The following is a 15,727-nucleotide window of genomic DNA, read 5'->3' on the forward strand; positions in this document are numbered from 1 at the left end:
GAACCCGACTCACCTATAAAGGTAATTACCACCTTATAGAAGGGCATAAAGAATGGGTACCCGTACGATGCGGATACCCATCCTTGTACCTATTCACAACACACGGAATTCGTGTGCTTCCCTATGTGATAACCTGCGGACTACCGCAGAGGCTCTTATGCGTTGTCTTTTTTACGACGACGAGCCGCAACGAGAGCGGTACCTGCCGCCAGCGTTGAGCCGCCAAGAGTCGTGAAGAGTACAACGCCGTCAGCACCGGTACGAGCCAGGTTACGCTTATTGGCTGAGGTCGTAGCTGCAGAGCTCGAGTTACTGTGCGCATTACCAGTATTGGCGTCCGGTTCAGCTTGTACTGCATCGCCTTCTGCAGATCCGTTCAGAGCAGCTGCACCGCCTTGTCCGCCGTTGTTGTGTCCAGCCTTCTTAGCGCCGGGACGGGTTGCGGCGACGTTGGCATTGTTATCCTCGCCACCGGGTGCCGGGTGCGAGTCATCAGAAACCATCGCTACTGTGTATGCCTGTACGTGTTCTTCACCCTTGGGATTGCTAATCGCGACGATACCGTATGAGTACCCTGGACGCAGCTTTGCAGCTTCGACTTCCAGCTGTGCAGTGAACGAACCATCAACAATTTCTGAGGGTTTCACAAAGACGCTCTTGATGGCTTCGCCTTGTGCTTTACCTTCGCTATCCAATTCGAAGATAGTAACTTCAACGCCTTCTGAGACGTGTTCGCCGCTAAAACCAGCGCCCCGGACTACAACGACGTTAGTTGCTGCATCACCAGAGAAATGTGCGCTATCGACACGCAGAGAAGCCTTATTCGCTACATCCATCGTGGTTTCTTCTGCAGGCGATGCAGGGGCGGGAGCTGAAGAAGTTGCGGAGGGGTTAGCAGATGCGGTCTCTGAAGCTTCAGCAGATGCACTGGAGGGGGTTGCACTAGCTGATTCAGACGCGCTGGAAGCCTCGCTCTTCCCTGTATCAGCGGATACGCTCGGTGCGGGAGCCGCGGACGACTCTTGGGGTTTGGGAGTTACTGTCTCTGTAGGTTTAGGCGCCTGGGTATTCTCGGGCTGCGCCGGTGCGGCAGTCGGGGCTTTTTTGTTACTAGATTCCTGAGGAGCCGGAGCCTCACTCGCTACAGTATGAGCAACGCGGCGCTGCTTGAGTTCAACGATGGTACCTGCTACAAGGTGATCTTTACCGCCGGGGTTACTGACAGCAACAATTGCATAGCTCTTATTGCCTTTCAGTCTGCTTGAGCTGACGTTCACAGTGGCGGTAGCAGTACCATCAATGAGTTCTTGGGCAGAGACACGACCGGTTGCAAGAGGGGAGCCTACAGGGCGGCCTTGAGCATTTACTTCCTGAATGCGAACCTCTATAGAGCTACCAACGCGCGGACCGTAGAAACCACTGACACGCACGGTGAAAGGGCTAAATTCGTTATCGGTGTAGATAGTGGCGGAATCAACAGAAACCTTAGGAGCGTTCTGGCGCCCCTCTGAGGTTTCATCACCCTCATTCTCAACCCCGATAACCTTTGTGCCGGGAGTAGCCTTTGAGGTTTTCTCGGTCTGGTCTGGAACGGCAGAGGTTTCAGATGGTTTAGCTTCAGGGGTTGAGGCTGAAGCAGTCTCAGAGGCGGTCGGAGATTCGGATTTTACCGGTTTTTCCTGTTCAGGCACCTGTGTAGAGGCCGCAGAAGCGGTTTCCTGAGCACCTGCCGGTTGAGCAGATGCGCTGGATTTTGCCCAAGGGATAGTCTGAAGCGGCAATGAGGAATTCTCATGCGTCGATTCAGTAGCGGAGGTATCTGAACCGGTCGAACTACCTGCTTCAGATGCAAAAGTAGCAGGAACATAGCTTAACGTTCCTGCTGTAATAACGGTCGCGGCGGCGAGTGCGTAGACACGGGTTGACTTCTTTGGAGCCATGTTTCCCTCTTTGAAGTTATGTGAGTTGAGCTACTGCATATTTCTGTGATGTGAGTGCCAGATTCAGTTACTCATTGACCCATCTCAATTTATCGGTGACGCCCTAACACTAGCATTCGTGAGGGGCTTGCAATGAGAAACTGTACCACCACCCCAAAAGTGTTACCAAATATTTATTTTTACCATTACTTAATCCACGTTAAAATCAGACCAATAGCGCATATATTACGAATATTGGGAGTAAACCTCAGGTTTCTCTTGAAGGAGTAATAAGAACGCCAGATACCGCGTGCGAAACCTTAGTTTTGCACGCCGTGTCTGTACTTGTCCTAAATACCTCTTTAAATATCTACGAGGACCGGATGACCTTGAACTGGCTTGCCTGAGCAAGCGGGCGCAAAGTCACATGATCAAGATTGATATGGTGAGGGATATTCAATGCAAAGACTACTGTCTGAGCAACGTCTTCTGCCACCAAAGGGTTCTGTACCCCGGCATATACCTTTTCAGCAGCTTCCACAGACCCCAAGCGATTCAATGAAAATTCTTCTGTATGCACCATACCCGGGCGAATCTCAATGACGCGCACATTGTGATCAGCTTCCTCAAGGCGCAGAGCCTCGGTAAGTCCCCGAGCACCGAATTTCGCGGCGTTATACCCTGCACCTCCTTCATAACCGCCTTCGGCTGCTGTGGAGGTCAGGTTCAGAATACTCCCCTGACCGTGAACCCTCAGTGCGGGAGCAAAGGCACGCACCGTATGTAGAATTCCAAGCACATTCAGGCGGTACATCGCAAGGTAGTCTTCCGGACCTCCATCAGCAACAGGATCGAGACCAATCGCTCCCCCAGCGATATTAACCAGCGCATCAAGCTGTGAGTGCTCCGTTATGATCTGCTTTGCAGCTGCGTTTACTGCCGATTCATCAGTAACGTCACAGGTTATAGGATGCGCTCCGGTCTCTGCTTCAAGCGTGCGAAGACGTTCGGTACGGCGAGCAAGCGCATAAACCGTCCATCCGGTAGCCGTTAGCTGTTCAACGGTTGCGCGACCGATGCCACTGGAGGCTCCTGTTACGACGGCAACTTTACCCTCACAAGCGTTGGGGGCAAATGGATTGGCAGGAATACGAGTATTGTCTAGCATCATGAACTTACCTTTCCACGTCGGTGGTGAAAGTCTTATTCATCTATGATGCCATACACAAAATTATCGTATAGAAAGATAGGCAATGCGCGCTAACAGAGTCACACGCGCATCGTACATCTGCGGGATAGCAGACAGCATTATCGATTCTTCCCACTCTCATGAACGCTCACCTTTAAAGGTGCATAACGCAGTACTTTTAGCGTTTCCGCTGGGGAAAACCCCATTTAGAACGTTTACCGTCACGGAAACCCAGACGATGCTCAAAATGGCGAGAGCTGCTGCCCGTCTTCGTAGTATCGGGAGGAACGGTTCCTGCTTTTGCTGACATGAGGTATAAAATCCCCGCTCCCGGCAAGAAAAGCACAAGCGGAAGTATCATGTGCAGACGCTCTTCGTTGTATCCGGTTCGCGTTGTTAAATGCCAAACGCAAACCGCAACGATCGCGAGATGAAGAGCAAGTACCGTCATAACAGGAGCTGATATCTCAAACATGGAAGTCCCTTGAAAAGTTTTCCTGTGTGATACTCACCAGTCTACTCTTATGCGGTATCTTGTGATAGGGATTCGAGAGATAACACACGGTGAATAGATAAATACATCACATAAGGCACGGAAACTACAGATATACCTATGGATCTTTTAGCATTTCGCTCTCGCAGCGCACGATGCAATGCTCTCTATACCCGCCGCGAGCAGCTTCGTGCTCGGGCCGAGCAAATCCGTGCAAGAACGCGTCGCCCCTGGAGCTCCGATCTACATTTCCTCTTTGGACAGACCTATCGGGACCCAAAGTTCTATCATTATTTTTCGCATCTTCCACGCCGGGAACAGCGCCGTTTTCTCTCCTCGCAACGCGAGCTTATTGCACGAGTTGAGCGTGCGTTGGCAGAGTATGAAGTACGGGCATATGCTGCGTGATGATACGTTTCCGCGCTATATAGGACATCTAGAAACGCACTTAGCGTAAAGGCGCTAACCTACGCTATGCGATACACCGCCACAGCCCATAAAGTATGAGAAAATAGCCCCTATGGCTGAAAATACTCAGGGCTCAGACTCGCCCGCACAGATTAACGTTCCTGATCGTCCCGCGCTTGAAGGCCTCGAAGAGAAACTCTCCGAACGCTGGGCACAGCAGAAAACCTATGCCTTCGACGAGAACACGACGCGCGAACAGGTTTATTCGATTGATACCCCACCGCCGACCGCATCCGGCTCGCTCCATGTGGGGCATATGTTCTCCTATACTCAAACCGACGTTATTGCCCGCTACCAGCGTATGAGCGGTAAGAATGTTTTCTATCCTTTGGGCTGGGATGATAACGGTCTGCCCACCGAACGTCGCGTACAAAACTACTACGGTGTGCTGTGCGACCCCTCCGTTCCCGATAACCCAGATTTTCGCCAGCTGATTCCGCTCAAGGCCGATGGCTCGCCCAAACCCGACCGCAGCCAAGCAAAGTGGCCACGTATTTCACGCAATAACTTCATTGAGCTATGTGAAGAACTCGCTGTTGAAGACGAGAAAGTTTTCGAGCATCTTTTCACAGCCCTGGGGCTTTCCGTCGACTGGTCCCACACCTACCGCACCATTGACGCGCATTCACGCAAAGTCTCGCAGCTTGCATTCCTCAAAGATCTTGAGGCAGGCAACGCCTACATGGCGGAGGCACCGACCATGTGGGACGTTACCTTCCGAACCGCTGTAGCGCAGGCCGAACTTGAAGATAAAGAACGCGACGGCGCCTACCACCGTATTAGTTTCCACCGCGAAAATGGCGAAAAAGTCTGGATTGAGACTACCCGCCCCGAGCTGCTGCCCTCCTGCGTGGCGCTGGTGGCGCATCCCGATGATGAACGGTATCAGCCGCTCTTCGGAACGAAAGTGACTTCTCCTCTATTCGGCGTTGAGGTCGAGGTGATGGCGCATCCGCTGGCTCAGCCCGATAAAGGGGCTGGCATCGCCATGATCTGTACCTTCGGTGATACCACCGACGTTACCTGGTGGCGCGAATTGCAGCTTCCAACCCGAGCCCTCATCGGGCGTGACGGCCGTTTCTCCCGCGAGACTCCCGAATGGATTACCTCTGCCGAAGGCCGCGAACGCTACGAGCGCATGGCGGGCACCACCGTCTTTACCGGTCAGAAGACCGTAGTCGAAATGCTTGTTGAAACTGGCGAGATGGAGGGTGAGCCGAAAAAGATTAAACACCCCGTCAAGTTCTATGAGAAGGGCGATAAGCCCCTTGAGATCGTGGCTTCACGCCAGTGGTATATTCGCAACGGTGGTCGCGACGCCGAGCGCCGCGAAAAGCTTATTGAGCGCGGACGCGAAATCAACTGGGTTCCCTCCTTTATGCGCAGCCGCTACGAAAACTGGGTGGAAGGCCTTAACGGCGACTGGCTGATTTCCCGCCAGCGTTTCTTCGGCGTTCCGTTCCCGCTCTGGTACCCGCTTGATGCCGAGGGTGAGCCGGATTATGAAAACCCGATTCTGCCGGCTGAGGATATGCTTCCGGTGGATCCGGCCTCGCAGGCTGCCCCCGGATATTCGGAAGACCAGCGTGGTGTACCTGGCGGATTTATTGCCGATCCAGATGTTCTCGATACCTGGGCTACTTCTTCACTCACCCCGCAAATTGCAACCGGCTGGGCTACAGATCCTGAGCTGCATGCGAAAACCTTCCCGATGGATCTTCGCCCGCAGGGACACGATATTATTCGTACCTGGCTCTTCTCCACCGCTGTGCGCGCCGAGACCCTTGCATCCTCTGTACCTTGGTATAACACCGCACTGTCGGGATGGATTCTTGACCCCGACCGCAAGAAAATGTCGAAGTCCAAGGGCAATGTTGTTGTCCCGCACGATGTACTCGATAAATACGGTTCGGATGCGGTACGCTACTGGGCGGCCTCGGCCCGATTAGGTGCCGATACCGCCTATGACGAAGGTCAGATGAAGATCGGCCGCCGCCTGGCAATTAAACTTCTCAACGCCTCAAAGTTCGTGCTGAATTTGGGTGCTACCGAGAAATCGGTGATTACCTCGCAGTCTCAGGGGCAGGTGCTTACCAACGCGCTGGATCGCTCCTTGCTTGTGCGTTTGGCGTACCTCATTGAGGAAGCAACTGCAGCTTTCGAGAAATACGAATACGCTCGTGCCCTCCAGATTGCAGAGAGTTTCTTCTGGTCTTTCACCGACGATTTCGTGGAACTCATTAAAGACCGCGCTTACGGCGCTCGTGGCGAGACCGAGCAGGCTTCCGTGCTGGCGGCTCTCGCCACCACCCTGGATGCGCTTCTGCGGCTCTTCGCGCCTTTCCTGCCGTTTGTGACCGAAGAGATATGGTCGTGGTGGCGTGCAGGCAGCGTGCACCGCGCATCCTGGCCACAGGCTCTGCCGGTTCTTGAAGGTGCATTATTGGCGGAGTATGCAGCAAACAACCCAACTGCCGGTATTTCGGCACAGTGGGTACTTGCTGATGTGAATCCCGCCCAGATTGAGAACCTCAAGCAGGTCCTTCCCGATGTCGCAGAAGCACTCGGCGGTCTGCGTAAGGCGAAGAGCGATGCAAAGGTTAAGCAGCGCACCGAGGTTGAGTCTGCTACGATTGCCGCCTCTCAGGAGCAGCTGGAGCGCATCCAGTCTGGTCTTGAGGATTTGCGGGCGGCAGGCAACGCTCGCGAGGTTTCTCTGGTGCCTTCGGAAGGCGAACTTGAAGTTCGTGATGTAGTGCTTGTTGTAGAAGAAGCTGCCGAGTAGTCTCTCTAGAACAGCCACGTTCTCACGTTGTTTCTGGATATGCCGCATGGCATAGACTCCGTGCTGGAGCGAAGAATTAGGTTCTTCGCTCCAGCATTTTTTATACGGTGGGGAACGGTTCAGCGAAACGACGCCCTATTGCGCACCGCCCCATGGTAGCCTGTAGAATTCACATAAGCGCCGAACGCGCAAACGCACAGATTATGCAGGCAGAAGGAATCCCCATGTCACATAAACCTTCTGACATTATTAATGAGGGTGTAGCAGAAGAACATGTTATGGCGAGCAAACCTGTAACGGTCGCGCCTCCAACATCTCCTCCAGTGTATCGGGGCGACTTTGAGTCGCGCGGCGAGCACAAGGATATTATTCCGAGAACCTTCTGGGTTGGTATTTGGGATACGGCTTTTTTCACGCTGGCGGGTATAGCCTCTGTGGTGCTTACCGTTCTGATCCTGCTTAATACCGTGGGACATTCTTGGTGGGGCATTCCGATTGCACTTTCGTTCTGGGCAGTCACCGCTTATTTGACGCTCCCCCGATTTCACGCGATCATGACGCGCATCTATGTTCCCGACTATTTTATTGGGCGCACCCGCACCCCGGATGGATTATTAGGCGACCCCGTCAATATCGGTATTATCGGCTCAGAAGAGCAAATTCACCAGGTGATGCAGGATGCTGGCTGGACTCGCGCGGATGAAGTCACTTTGGGTTCCAGCTGGAAGATTATTGTTTCGACAATTACCCGAAAATCCTATAGTGAAGCACCGGTATCTCCTCTCAAGATTTTTGGGCGCGTACAGTCTTTTGCATACCAGCAGGAGGTTGAAGGGAACCCGGGGAAACGCCACCATGTGCGGTTTTGGCGAACTCCAGATGGCTGGCTGCTTCCCGGTGGTCACCGCGTCGATTGGCTGGCGGCAGGAACCTACGATTCGGGGGTCGGCTTTAGCTTTTTCACCCTGCAGGTGACGCATCGGATCGATGCCGATACGGATTTTGAGCGTGATTATATTGTCGAGTCTATTCAGTATGCGCATCCGAGCACACGGGTAGATATTCTCGAAGATTTTTCGACCGGCTACCACTCCCGAAACGGTGGTGGAGATACAATTCGTACGGACGGCGCGCTACCTATTATCACGTTAAGCAATGGGGGCGTGAAAGACCCGCGCCAGGTTAAAGACCTAAACTTGGCGAGCGCTCATGACCTAGCTTATGAGATGCCTGCGGGTCTGCTGATAGCCTCTGTGATGATGATTATTTCAACTCTCTTAGAGCTTGCTAACGCTGTTCTGACTGTGGTTAATCATCAGGAATTACGCAGCACGGTACTCAGAAGCGAAGCGAGTGAAGAAATTACGGCCTTGCTTGCCGGGGAACAAGGGCAGACATTTTTGACGGTGCTGAGCGGTGTGCTTCTTGCGGTAACTCTTGTCTTCTCTCTCGTACACCTATTTCTACTCTGGAGTACGCTCCGGGGTTCGTCGAAGGCTCGTCGTCTGGTTCTCTTACTCCTTGCGGTGAGTTTTACAGTAACCGCTGGCGGTGTTATCTGGGGGCACCAGCATATGCCATTGAGCGCGCTTTTCTTCCAGCTTGGAGTCAGTGTTTTTGCCATGCTAGGTTTCACCTCGGATGCGGCGGTCAGCTATACAGCTGCACGCACATTCCATATGCGCGATATTCGCTTGCGGCATCGGGGTTCTCGGCGAAAGCAAACGAGTAGCTAATTCAAATACGCATAGCTGAGCCGTTACGCTCCTCCAGAGAAAGCGTAACGGCTCAGCTATAGTACATGGTAAATCTACTGCCCATCTTCACCGTGGAAGATAGGTCCCACGGTACGACTGCGCTTGAGCTCAAAGAACCCAGGATACGATGCCATTGCTACGGCACCGTCAAAGACCTTGCCGGCTTCTTCACCATGCGGTGAGGGCGAGAGCACGGGACCGAAGAAAGCTACATCGTTAATCGCAAGAAGCGGCACGCCAACATCATCGCCGACCTTATCAAGCGCCTCTGCTGTCGAGGCGCGTAACTGCGTATCGTATTCGTCGGTGGTAGCGTACTGAATCAGGTCCGCAGGCAAATTCGCTTCTTTGAGAGCTTCCTCAATAGCAGGCAAAAATTTGTCTCCTTCAGAGATGTTCTTCTGATGGTGGATCTGCTCGCCCAGAGCATCGTAGAGAGCCTTCAAAACGTCGTCACCGTGGAGTTCGCGGGCGGCAGCCACTACACGGGCGGGGCCCCAGGTGTTGTCGATCATAGCGCGGTATCCAGGATCAAGCTCGCGTCCTTCATTCAGAACAGCGAGTGAGAATGGGCGCCAATGCACCTGAATATCACGCACCTTCTGCACCTCGCCAATCCAGCGCGAGGTAATCCAACACCACGGGCAGGTAGGGTCGAACCAAAAATCAACGGTTGTTGTCACGAGGGTATTTCCTTTCATCATTGTATAAGTTCAAACCTCATCGAGACCTCCAATATTCCGCCAGGTTCTCACCTGCACGAATAACCTACGCAGCCTTCTTCTTGGCACGAGTACGAGCACTCTTAGAGGACTTTTCATCAGCTTCAAGAACGTATACGGGCTCAGCACCGGTGCGCACGGTATCTTCTGTGATTACCACGGTGGTAACGTCCTGACGGTCAGGAACCTCAAACATAATTGGCTGCAGAATACCCTCCATCATGGAGCGTAGCCCGCGTGCCCCGGTCTTACGGGTTTCTGCGAGCTCGGCGACCGCGTGCAAAGCATCATCTTCAAAGATAAGCTCAACGCCATCAAGCGCAAAGAGATGCTTATACTGCTTCAGCAAAGCATTTTTAGGCTTCGTAAGAATCTGTTCAAGCTCTTCGGTGGTGAGTTCTTTCAACGTAGAGATCACAGGCAAACGACCGATTAGCTCAGGGATGATACCGTAGTGGGTCAGATCTTCGGGCATGATCTGCGAAAGCGTCTGATCAGTATCCGGTGCGGCGGTCAGCTCGGCCCCAAAGCCTATGCTGGTTCGATCGGTGCGGGCTAGGATCCTGTCTTCCAGCCCATCGAAAGCACCAGCGACAATGAAGAGAATATATTTGAGGTTTCAATCTCAAGATTGGTATGTGCCGGATGTTTACGCCCACCCTCTGGAGGAACCGTTGCCAGAGTACCTTCAATAATCTTCAAAAGCGCTTGCTGCACGCCTTCCCCCGAGACATCGCGGGTAATAGATAGGTTTTCTCCGCCTTTGCGGGCAATCTTATCGATTTCGTCAATATAGATAATGCCGTTCTGCGCCTTCTCGACATCACCGTCGGCAGCATTAATGAGTCGAAGCAGAATATTCTCGACATCGTCGCCAACGTACCCAGCTTCGGTGAGCGTAGTAGCATCGACAATGGCGAAAGGAACATCAAGCTTCTTTGCAAGAGACTGCGCAAGATAAGTTTTTCCGCTGCCGGTAGGACCAATCATTAGAATATTAGATTTTCCCAGGTCTACGGATTCACCCGCAGTTGCCGAAAGGGTTCGGGAGTGAAGTACCGGATTGTTTAAGTCATGGATGCGCTTGTAGTGGTTATAGACCGCCACCGCCAAGGTGCGTTTTGCAGAATCTTGACCGATCACATAATCATGCAGATAGCTGTAAATCTCGCGAGGAGTAGCGAGTTTCTTGATCTTTTTGGTCTGCGGCTTCTTTGTTTTTTGCCGTTCCTCATGCAAAATCTCGTTGCATAGTGCAATACATTCATCGCAAATGGAGACATGCGGACCGATCACAATCTTGAAAACCTGGGTACGCGTCTTAGAACAGAATGAGCAACGCATACCCGGAGCAACAGTTTTCTTGTTTTCTTCCGTACCACCGGTGTTGTCGGTGTTAGCCACGCGCTCTCTCCTTTCTACGAGTGTTTGCAAGCTATCACAAGGTGCTTGTTACCAGGCTACCCTAGTTTTTCGCTGAGGTGTGAAGACAGGCTGTCACTGCGATGCGGCGTGTCGTATTCGATGTAATTTGACAATTATGACGCTGTGTAACTTGAGGTTTTATGTACTTTTTGGGGTATAACGTATAGGTGCCGCATCCTTAATTTTGAGTATGCGGCACCTAATAATCGTATATACGTTTAGACAACAGAAAGGACTACACTCATATTTCTAATCGTGCGACGTAGCAGTATTGGTAGCAGGCTTGTTAAGTTTACGCGAATCCAGTACCTTATCTACCAAGCCGTACTCCTGAGCTTCGGCAGCAGTCAGGATATTATCGCGCTCGATCGAACGGTCAACTTCCTCATAGGTCTTGCCGGAGTGCAGAGCCAGGGTTTGTGCAGTCCACTCACGCATACGCATAACTTCGTTCGCGTGAATCTCAAGGTCAGAGGCCTGTCCGCCTTGCTGACCGCTCAGGGCGGGTTGGTGAATAAGCACGCGAGCATTCGGAAGAGCCAAACGCTTACCCGGGGTTCCAGCAGCCAAAAGCACTGCCGCAGCCGATGCCGCCTGACCTAAGCATACGGTCTGAATCTCAGGGCGAATAAACTGCATAGTGTCATAGATGGCGGTCATTGCCGTAAAAGAACCACCGGGAGAGTTGATGTACAGGGTAATATCGCGGTCGGGGTCTTGGGCCTCAAGTACGAGAAGCTGGGCCATAATATCATCTGCCGAAGCGTCATCGACTTGGGTTCCCAAGAAAATAATGCGATCCTCAAATAGCTTGGCGTACGGATCTTGACGCTTATAACCGTAGGGGGTACGTTCCTCAAAGCTGGGGAGCACGTAACGGTTCGAGGGCATCTGCGGTGCAGAATCTTGAGGTAGGTAGTTCATATGTGTATTTCCCCTCTTTACTTACCCTCGGCGGTCAGATTACCGCCAGTGGATAGTGCGATGTGATCGAAGAAGCCGTATTCCAAGCCTTCTTCAGCAGTAAACCAGTTATCACGGTCATTATCTTTCAGAATGGTCTCAAGGCTTTTACCGGTACGTTCAGCCGTGATCTCTGCCAGACGTTTTTTCATATCTAAGATGAGTTCTGCTTGAGTACGGATGTCGGATGCGGTACCACCAATACCACCAAGCGGCTGGTGCATCAGGATTCGGGCGTTGGGGGTCGCATAGCGTTTGCCCATGGCACCTGCTGTCAGAAGGAACTGCCCCATAGATGCAGCCATACCGGTTACTACGGTCACCACGTCATTCGGGATAAGCTGCATTGTGTCGTAAATAGCCATGCCAGCGGTCACCGAGCCACCGGGAGAGTTAATGTACAGGTAAATATCTGCCTCGGGATCTTCAGCCGATAGCAACAACATCTGTGAACAAATTAAGTTTGCGTTTGAGTCCCTTACTTCAGACCCCAGCCAAATAATACGTTCCTTAAGCAGGCGATTATAGACGTAATCTTCCTGCCCTGTGACGGGGTTAGCAGCCATAGTCGGGGTGTTATTCCCAGATCCAATAGGCAGAGGCATGTAGCTAGACATCTTCCCTCTTCTTCTCGATGGGTTTCACGCGCTCCCTACCATGCGGGCCCGTGAAAATATTCATTGCTACTACAATACCGGGTCATGACTGTATTCGGGCGGAGTTTCGCCGTAGTTCGCCAAAGGGCGAACGTCACTCAGCCCTCAGCACATCATATCCATTTCCGCTGTTGGAGCGTGTGCCAAAACTTAACACAACAATGCGGGCGTGCACCGCAGGATTCTTTCCTGCGCATGCACGCCCGCATCTGTTATAGGTATCTGCGGCGAGAAGGACTACTTCTCGTCTTCTTCACCTTCAGAGAGGAACTTGGAAAGGTCTACAGCCTTACCCTTAGTATCTTTGACGACAGCCTTCTTAAGAACTTCGCCTAGAGCCTTGGAGCGGCGTACCTCGCCCACAAGCATTCCAGCCTGGCCGGAACCGTCAAGCATCTGTGCGAACTGGTTCGGATCCATGCCGTACTGCGAGCTCATGGTGATGATGTAGTTGATCATCTCATTCTGGTTTACTTCAACTTCTTCAGCATCAGCAATAGCATCAAGCACCATCTCATTCTTAAAGGCGCTTTCGGTGTTCTCACGAACTTCCTGACGGTGCTCTTCGGTGTCGTGGTCTTCACCGGCTTCGGGGTTGTTGAAGTGCTGCTCCAGCTGTTCTTCAATGACCTTTTCAGGTACGGGAACCTCAACCATTTCGATGAGCTTAGCCAGCACCTTATCGCGTGCCTGCGCACCCTGCTCGGAGACCTTGGCCTCGGCAACCTGGTTCTTCATGTCTGCTTTGAGCTCATCAACAGTATCGAACTCAGAGGCAAGCTGCGCGAACTCGTCGTCAACCTCAGGAAGCTCACGCTCCTTAACGGCGGAGAGCTTCACCTTAATGGTTGCATCCTCCCCCGCGTGATCGCCGCCGGAAAGCGTGGTCTCGAAAGTTGCATCTTCGCCTGCAGACAGGCCGATCAGGGCCTCATCAATACCGTCCACCATGGTGCCGGAACCGATCTGGTAAGACAGGTCGTTTGCTGCGTCAATTTCCTGACCATCGATTTCAGCGGTGATGTCAATGGTGACAAAATCATTCTTAGCTGCGGGACGCTCAACGTTCTTCAAGGTACCAAAACGCTCACGCAGAGCTTCGAGAGCCTGCTCTTCGTCTTCTGCAGTAACCTTGATTTCGTCAACCTCAACCTCGATACCCTCATAGTTGGGAAGCTCAATTTCAGGACGAACGGTCACGGTGATGTTCAGCTTCACGTCTGCTTCACGGTCGTTCACCGTGGGCTGGCTCTGCACATCAAGTTCGGGCTGTGCCAGCGGGGAGAGCTCGTTCTCGCCCAATGCCTGTGAGTAGAAGTCATTCAAGGCGTCGTTCAGAGATGCTTCGACAATGTAGTCGTAACCTGTGCGCTGCTCAATGAGCTGCTTAGGCAGCTTGCCCTTACGGAACCCAGGAACGTTAATCTGCTGAGCCAGGTTCTTATAGGTGCGGTCCAGGTAGGACTTGAACTCTGCGAAGGGAACCTCGACCTCGATCTTCGCGAGGGTCGGGTTGAGCTTCTCGACGGCGGTCTTCACGTCCGTGTTCTCCTCATATAGTCGAATGCGGCACAAGCCTGTGAACCGCAGTTGGTTACTGGAAAAGGGCGCCGCATATGCGACGCCCGCTTCACGTCGGGGCGACAGGATTCGAACCTGCGATCTCCTGCTCCCAAAGCAGGCGCGTTAGCCAAGCTACGCCACGCCCCGTGAAACGCGAATGCTTTTAGGCATTCGGTTTTTAAGTTTACCGTGTACAAGGATAAATGCCTAACATTCGAATGTCTAATTTAGAACACGAAAACCTTAAGTCTTTCTGAGGAATTATCTGAGTACGCCCATCTATCATGCATGCTGGCTTATTCAGACGCTTCTGCACGTCCTAGTCTCATCGGATTGCCGCGTTAAATAGGCTCCTTGTATTCAGAAATTTTTCTAATTCAATACCAGGATGGATACAATCGGCTCTTTGGCGAGAGATTAAAAAACCTGTAAGAGATCCCTGTTTTGTCCTTTCAGTAAAACAACCCAGCGCGAAAACACTAAGATATTTTTATTCCCGAGAGGGGGTGACGAGCTGAAGGGTACGTATTCTGAGCAAACGAGGCACCAAATCCGTGCCCGTCAGCGATTCCCGCCTCAGATCCTCGGCATAAGGAAAACGCCCCAGTGCGAAGCACCAAGGCGTTTTATGTATACCGAGGGGATGACGGGAATCGAACCCGCGTCATCAGTTTGGAAGACTGAGGCTTTACCATTAAGCTACATCCCCGCAAGAACTAGATAAGATTACCTGCCTGTGCTGGAGACTGTCAAGTTCGGCGCGCATCGTTTGCAGGGACCGTAGCTAACGCTATTTCTGGCATCCAGGGCACCAATAGAGTTTACGGCCCGCGATTTCCTCCATACGAATGGTGGTGCCGCATCGGGGGCAGGGTTCTCCGTGGTGCTGGTAAACGTAGTTAGCATGCTCAGGCCAGGCTTCGGTTTCATGGATTCCCGGGCGGTCCTTTTGTTCGGTGGTGATGATGCGGCCGACACGCACGCCGATGGTGAGCAGATGTTTGTTATCTTCCCAGAGTCTACTCAGCTCATCATCGGTGAGAGTTTTACCGGGGCGAAGAGGATCTATTTCTTGGCGGTAAAGCGATTCGGCACGGAAAATATTGCCCACGCCTGAGATAGCGGCCTGATCCATGAGGATCACGCCGATAGGCCTTGAGCTTTTGCGGGCTGCTGCATAGAAACGTTCGGGATTTGCATCGGTGTTGAGAGGATCTGGCCCAAGTTTGGAGCGTACCTGAGCAACTTCGTCTGGATTTAAGGTTCGGCAGATAGTGGGACCAACGAGGTCAGCCCAACCGTGTTCTGAAACGATGCGGCACCGGGTAGTGCCTTTCGGCGCGGGCGGTCCGGTATATTCTTCGGCCTCCCCCGCCGTATATTCTTTTTCGCCGATCTTCCGGGGTGCGCCTATGCTGGATGCACCCGTAAAGGTTTCGTCCCCTCCAAAGCTCCAGTTGCCATAAATGCCAAGGTGCACGTTGAGGGTCAGCTCATTGTTGAAGGGCACGAAGAGATGCTTACCGTGCGCATATGCGTTGAGAACGCTGGCTCCGTCAAGAAGGGCTGCGCCATCCGTATAACGCCCCTGTGGACTTGAGACTCGCACGCTCTCCCCCGTGAAAACATCGTTGAATTGGCGGGCGATACGATGTATTGAGTGTCCTTCGGGCATGGGATTCTCCTGCGAACGCGTGTCTGTGGTTGTATTTTGGTGCATGCATCTGGGGTCTAAACTTTAGAAGCCGCACCTTTAATACGGTACACCGCATATCATTCGGACGGCG

At 52.6% G+C, this 15,727-nt stretch carries 10 protein-coding genes, 2 tRNA genes and 1 pseudogene; 2 read left to right on the forward strand and 11 right to left on the reverse strand.

Annotation, left to right across the window (positions count from 1 at the left end; genetic code table 11):
• Positions 1–155 precede the first annotated feature (155 nt).
• From HMPREF2625_RS09190 to HMPREF2625_RS09200, 3 genes are all read right to left on the reverse strand, one after another.
• On the reverse strand, positions 156–1,940 hold the full coding sequence (locus HMPREF2625_RS09190; protein WP_070524093.1) for an LPXTG cell wall anchor domain-containing protein: 1,785 nt from the start codon (positions 1,938–1,940) through the stop codon (positions 156–158).
• 349 nt (positions 1,941–2,289) lie between these two features.
• On the reverse strand, positions 2,290–3,087 hold the full coding sequence (locus tag HMPREF2625_RS09195) for an SDR family oxidoreductase (RefSeq protein ID WP_070524464.1): 798 nt from the start codon (positions 3,085–3,087) through the stop codon (positions 2,290–2,292).
• 199 nt (positions 3,088–3,286) lie between these two features.
• A complete protein-coding gene (locus HMPREF2625_RS09200) occupies positions 3,287–3,583 on the reverse strand; it encodes a hypothetical protein (protein WP_037230985.1) in 297 nt (98 codons plus the stop codon).
• Between the two features lie 538 nt (positions 3,584–4,121).
• On the opposite strand from HMPREF2625_RS09200, the gene valS reads away from it, so the two are divergent.
• Both valS and HMPREF2625_RS09215 read left to right on the forward strand, forming a co-directional pair.
• Positions 4,122–6,854, forward strand: coding sequence for a valine--tRNA ligase (gene valS, locus HMPREF2625_RS09210; RefSeq protein WP_070524097.1), 2,733 nt, complete (start codon positions 4,122–4,124; stop codon positions 6,852–6,854).
• 278 nt (positions 6,855–7,132) lie between these two features.
• Positions 7,133–8,590, forward strand: a complete 1,458-nt coding sequence (locus HMPREF2625_RS09215) for an LssY C-terminal domain-containing protein (protein ID WP_070524466.1) — start codon at positions 7,133–7,135, stop codon at positions 8,588–8,590.
• A gap of 74 nt (positions 8,591–8,664) precedes the next feature.
• On the opposite strand, the gene HMPREF2625_RS09220 is transcribed toward HMPREF2625_RS09215, so the two are convergent.
• From HMPREF2625_RS09220 to HMPREF2625_RS09255, 8 genes and pseudogenes are all read right to left on the reverse strand, one after another.
• Complete coding sequence (locus HMPREF2625_RS09220) at positions 8,665–9,315, reverse strand: mycothiol-dependent nitroreductase Rv2466c family protein (RefSeq protein ID WP_048779216.1); 651 nt, start codon at positions 9,313–9,315, stop codon at positions 8,665–8,667.
• 64 nt (positions 9,316–9,379) lie between these two features.
• Positions 9,380–10,677, reverse strand: a pseudogene (clpX, locus tag HMPREF2625_RS09225) (ATP-dependent Clp protease ATP-binding subunit ClpX).
• 330 nt (positions 10,678–11,007) lie between these two features.
• Positions 11,008–11,682 carry an ATP-dependent Clp protease proteolytic subunit gene (locus HMPREF2625_RS09230; protein WP_048779215.1) on the reverse strand — a complete coding sequence of 225 codons (675 nt, stop codon included), beginning with the start codon at positions 11,680–11,682 and terminating at the stop codon, positions 11,008–11,010.
• Positions 11,683–11,699: 17 nt separating this feature from the next.
• Positions 11,700–12,338, reverse strand: coding sequence for an ATP-dependent Clp protease proteolytic subunit (locus tag HMPREF2625_RS09235; protein WP_048779213.1), 639 nt, complete (start codon positions 12,336–12,338; stop codon positions 11,700–11,702).
• 276 nt (positions 12,339–12,614) lie between these two features.
• The gene (tig, locus tag HMPREF2625_RS09240) at positions 12,615–13,916 is read right to left on the reverse strand and encodes a trigger factor (protein ID WP_048779211.1); all 1,302 of its coding nucleotides are present in this window, start codon (positions 13,914–13,916) and stop codon (positions 12,615–12,617) included.
• Between the two features lie 96 nt (positions 13,917–14,012).
• Positions 14,013–14,087 (reverse strand) — tRNA-Pro (locus tag HMPREF2625_RS09245).
• Between the two features lie 491 nt (positions 14,088–14,578).
• Positions 14,579–14,649 (reverse strand) — tRNA-Gly (locus HMPREF2625_RS09250).
• 81 nt (positions 14,650–14,730) lie between these two features.
• Positions 14,731–15,615, reverse strand: coding sequence for an Fpg/Nei family DNA glycosylase (locus tag HMPREF2625_RS09255; protein ID WP_048779210.1), 885 nt, complete (start codon positions 15,613–15,615; stop codon positions 14,731–14,733).
• Positions 15,616–15,727 lie beyond the last annotated feature (112 nt).

Origin of the sequence: Rothia sp. HMSC064D08, assembly GCF_001809525.1 — a bacterium.
Taxonomy (GTDB): Bacteria; Actinomycetota; Actinomycetes; order Actinomycetales; family Micrococcaceae; genus Rothia; species Rothia dentocariosa.